At 50.0% G+C, this 4,028-nt stretch carries 3 protein-coding genes; 1 reads left to right on the forward strand and 2 read right to left on the reverse strand.

Features of this window, described 5'->3' with window-relative positions; translation table 11 throughout:
* Window positions 1-327 precede the first annotated feature (327 nt).
* Window positions 328-1,683, reverse strand: a complete 1,356-nt coding sequence (locus J0895_RS21190; RefSeq protein ID WP_207089984.1) for an efflux RND transporter periplasmic adaptor subunit — start codon at window positions 1,681-1,683, stop codon at window positions 328-330.
* A gap of 349 nt (window positions 1,684-2,032) precedes the next feature.
* On the opposite strand from J0895_RS21190, the gene J0895_RS21195 reads away from it, so the two are divergent.
* Window positions 2,033-2,689: a DUF928 domain-containing protein gene (locus J0895_RS21195; protein WP_207089985.1), complete on the forward strand. Its 657-nt coding sequence runs from the start codon at window positions 2,033-2,035 to the stop codon at window positions 2,687-2,689.
* Window positions 2,690-3,047: 358 nt separating this feature from the next.
* Here the strand turns inward: J0895_RS21195 and ftsZ are convergent.
* A partial coding sequence (gene ftsZ, locus J0895_RS21200; RefSeq protein ID WP_207089986.1) for a cell division protein FtsZ occupies window positions 3,048-4,028 on the reverse strand: 981 nt, incomplete at its 5' end.

Consider the following 4,028-nt stretch of genomic DNA (forward strand, 5'->3'; position numbering starts at 1 on the left):
CTGCACGGACAAATGACAACTGACAACTGACCAATGACAACTGACAACTGACCAATGACAACTGACAACTGACCAATGACAACTGACCAATGACAACTGACCAATGACAAGTGACCAATGACAAATGACCAATGACAACTGACCAATGACAAATGACCAGTAAGATGAATCCTGATGGCAGCACATTCCAGGCGCGCCTCAATTCCCCAGGATGAGGAACCTCTCCCTAAATCCCTCTCCTCAGAGGAGAGGGATTTTGAAAAGAGTAAACTGCCAGCCCAGGCAGTTTAATAAATTTCCTTTAAGAGGAGGAAACCGCAGCCCAATTTACGATTCTGACAAGGCACTCAAGCGGACCTCATCCCCGCTTGCTAGGGGGCGACTGCTGCGGGTTACATAGCGTTCCCCCGGTCCAAGTCCTGAGAGAATTTCCACTTGACTATTGAGGCGATCGCCAATTTGGACCGTTCGCGCTTCTACCGTGGGGGTCCCCTCTCCCTCCTGAAGCACAAACACGGTATTCTCCTCGGACCCTTGCAAGGCGTTTTCTGGAATGACAACTCGTTCCGTAGTTTGGGTGTCAAAGGTCACCCGAACCAGCAACCCACTCCCAATCCGGCCATCGGGGTTAGGAATCGTTACTTCGATAGGAATTTGGCGCGTTGCCACATTGGAGACTGGAGAAATGCGACTGACTCTACCTTCTACGATTTCCCCGCCCAAGGCATCTAAACTGACCGTAACGGGTTGTCCGACTCGAATCTGGGGTAAGGCAAGTTCGGACAGAGGAACGATCGCCTTCACCTGACTAAAATCGCCAATTTTTAACACATCCCCGCCCGGTTGAACTAGATTTCCCGGTTCCGTCAGGCGATCGAGAACAACGCCGGTAATCGGCGATCGTAAAAAGCTGTATGACCGACGTTCCCGGGATTGGGCGACCACAGACCGTTGGGCCTTCACCCGTTGTTCGGCACTACTCACCGATTCTTGTTCAATTAGAATCTGTTCTCGGGCCGATCGCACGGTTTGCGCCACCACTTCGGCTTTGGTTTGGGCGAGTTCTCCCTGTTGCCGAGAAACGGCCCCTTCAGCCGCTAAAGCCAGAAACCGTTCTGCATCTTTTTGAGCCTGCTGGAGTTCCACCAGGGCTTGATCCAACTGGACTTGAGCGTTTCTGACCTGATTGCGGGCACGGACCACATCGGATTCCCGGGCGGCTAATTCGGCTTCGGCTTCCCCGACGGCAATTTCTAGGAGGGTGCCATCGAGTTGAGCCAGGATTTCTCCTTGTTCAACGCGATCGCCTAAGTCTACAGTCATATCGAGTAAGCGTCCTTCGGTTTGGGCGCGTACAGAGACTTCTCGAAAAGGTTCTGTATTGCCGCTATAAACCAGAGGTTCGCGTAAGGTATCTGTGCGGGCGACGGCCACCTCGACACTGGGAGAACTGGGTCTGCGTTGTCGTTCTCTGGCTCCACCGGCGGGGGCTTGTTGAGCTTCCTCCTCTCGGTTAAAAATGCCCGGACATCCGACTAATCCCACCGCGATCGCCATGCAAAAGAACAGCCGCCCGGTTTTGATGGAAATTAAGCGCGAGGGGTTCTCTGGGTGGCGCTGAATGGAACTATCCCACTGCTGCTGGGACTCTTGGCGAATAGATGGGGGAGATTGAGACAGCATAATGATCGGTTAGCAGACCGTAATTGTTTAAGCCAAAGTTAATTCAAATATCTTAAGGATGCAGGAGATGGATAAAAATATGCTCTTTCGACTAAGGATGTCCGGACTCCTTATATTTTTGACCGGGTTCGCTGAAAAACGGTTCAATCCCCAACCGTTATCCGTTGCTACAATATCAGGAGGTTTCCAAATATTAACGAGAATTCGTTCCAGTCTGACCTGGGGTGCAAATCCATATCATCGGACCGAGGGTTTAGAATAAATCAATTTACCGTTGTTGTAGCGCTTTTGTTAAAGAATCACTATGTTGCAGACACCGTTTTGCCGAATAATCAGGGTGACTTATCTGGTGTCATGTTTAGTCTTGGGGGCTTTTCCATTGCCCATGAGAGCGATCGCCACCGAACTGAGTGGAGGGATTCCTCCTGAAACCCTGGCTCAAAGTCCCCAAGCAGAAAAACCCAATGCCTGTAAACCCGGGGCGATCGCAATGGTTCCCTTGATGGCATTACTGCCCCCCAATCAGAATCAGATTTCAACGGTCAAAGGGCTTCCGTCTTTTTTATTTCATCTCCCGGAAACCTCGGCCCAAACTGCTGAATTTGTCTTATCAAATGACAGTAATCAAATCCTTTATAAAGTCCAATTTGCCATCACGGGAAATCCGGGGATAATTCGCATGGAACTCCCCGCTTTTATCAACCTAGAACCCTTAGAAATTCAAAAAAACTATTCCTGGTCATTTTCAATTATTTGTAATCCGGTCTCTCCATCAGAGAATTTAAGCGTAACCGGGACGGTTCAACGCCTCCCACTCTCCAGTAATCTGGCAACTCAGTTACAAAATGGTTCCTTGAGTAGTCATCCCCAAATTTATGCTGAAGCAGGACTGTGGATGGACGCCTTCAGCAGTTTAGTTGATGTCAGTCAATTCCCCCTTGAGGATCGATCTAATCAAGAAGAATGGAAAACTCTATTGCAATTGATGGGATTAGAAACGTTGTAATCGGTGGAATTGGGAACGTTTTTGCGATTTTAGGGAGGAGTGGGAAGGAGTAGGGTGGGCACTGCCCCTTACAAGAGTAGGTTTTTTATGTTTATGGTGATTGACCTTAATATTAAATTCAGCGACGGTCCGGGGACCGTCGCTGGATTTAATATTTTAGAACCGCTATAGTGTCACTCCGACATTCCAATAAACCATTCCTCGTGACTTGGCGTAAGCCACTTCAAGAGGACCCCACCCTAACCCGGACCTTGCCAAGGTCCGGGGACCGTCGCTGAAGTTAATATTAAGGTCAATCACCATGAGGGTAAAAACCTACCCTTGTAAGTCTCCCCCATCCTCCCCATCCCATGCCAAACTACCTAGGCGATCGCCCAGGGGGGAAAAAATCAGGAAGGTCCAATCCAGGCCAACTTTGAGGTGGGGTTTCCGGTTGAGGTTGAGGTATCGCCGGTGTGGCAACCCGAGATTGAGGAGGAGGAGTCGGCACTACCCGGGTTTGAGGGAGAGAAACCAGGGGTTCATTGGAAAATCCGGTGGCGATTACGGTCATTCTCATCTCCCCATGCAGGCGATCGTCAATCACTGCCCCGAAAATAATATTGGCATCCGGATCCACCACATTATAGACTTCTGCAGCAGCCACATTCACTTCATGTAAGGTGAGATCCATACCGCAGGTAATATTAAAAACGACCCCTTTGGCACCGTTAATTGAACAATCTAAAAAGGGAGAAGACATGGCCGAAATCGCCGCTTGTCTAGCACGAGATTGTCCTTCCCCAATCCCTATCCCGAGTAAAGCTGTTCCGGCGCGACTCATCACCGATCGCACATCAGCAAAATCCACATTCACCACCCCAGGAATCACAATTAAATCGGAAATTCCTTGTACCCCTTGACGCAGAATATCATCCGCTACTCCAAAGGCATCCTGAACCGGCATATTGTCAGAAATCACGGACAACAATTTCTCATTAGGAACCGTGATCGCCGTATCCAAGCGAGTCTGTAAAGCTGCGATCGCTTCCTCGGCAAGCTGACTCCGACGTTTCCCCTCGAACGCAAAAGGACGAGTCAATACCCCAATGGTGAGTGCACCTTGTTGTTTGGCAATTTCCGCCACAATCGGAGTGGCCCCTGTGCCGGTTCCCCCGCCCATTCCTGCGGTAATAAAGACTAAATCACTCCCTTTCATCGCTTCCGCAATTTGACTGCGGGCATCTTCTGCCGCTTTTTGTCCGAGGATGGGATTTCCCCCCGTTCCTAATCCTTGGGTGAGTTTTTGCCCGATTTGAATGCGGCGATCGGCACGGCATTGGGCTAAAGCTCTAGCATC

Origin of the sequence: Phormidium pseudopriestleyi FRX01 (genome assembly GCF_017313335.1) — a bacterium.
In the GTDB taxonomy this organism is placed as follows: Bacteria; Cyanobacteriota; Cyanobacteriia; order Cyanobacteriales; family Laspinemataceae; genus Laspinema; species Laspinema pseudopriestleyi.

Bases quoted from the DNA above. Each gene is read 5' to 3' on its own strand.
- J0895_RS21190 (WP_207089984.1), bottom strand. From the start codon at position 1,683: ATGCTGTCTCAATCTCCCCCATCTATTCGCCAAGAGTCCCAGCAGCAG.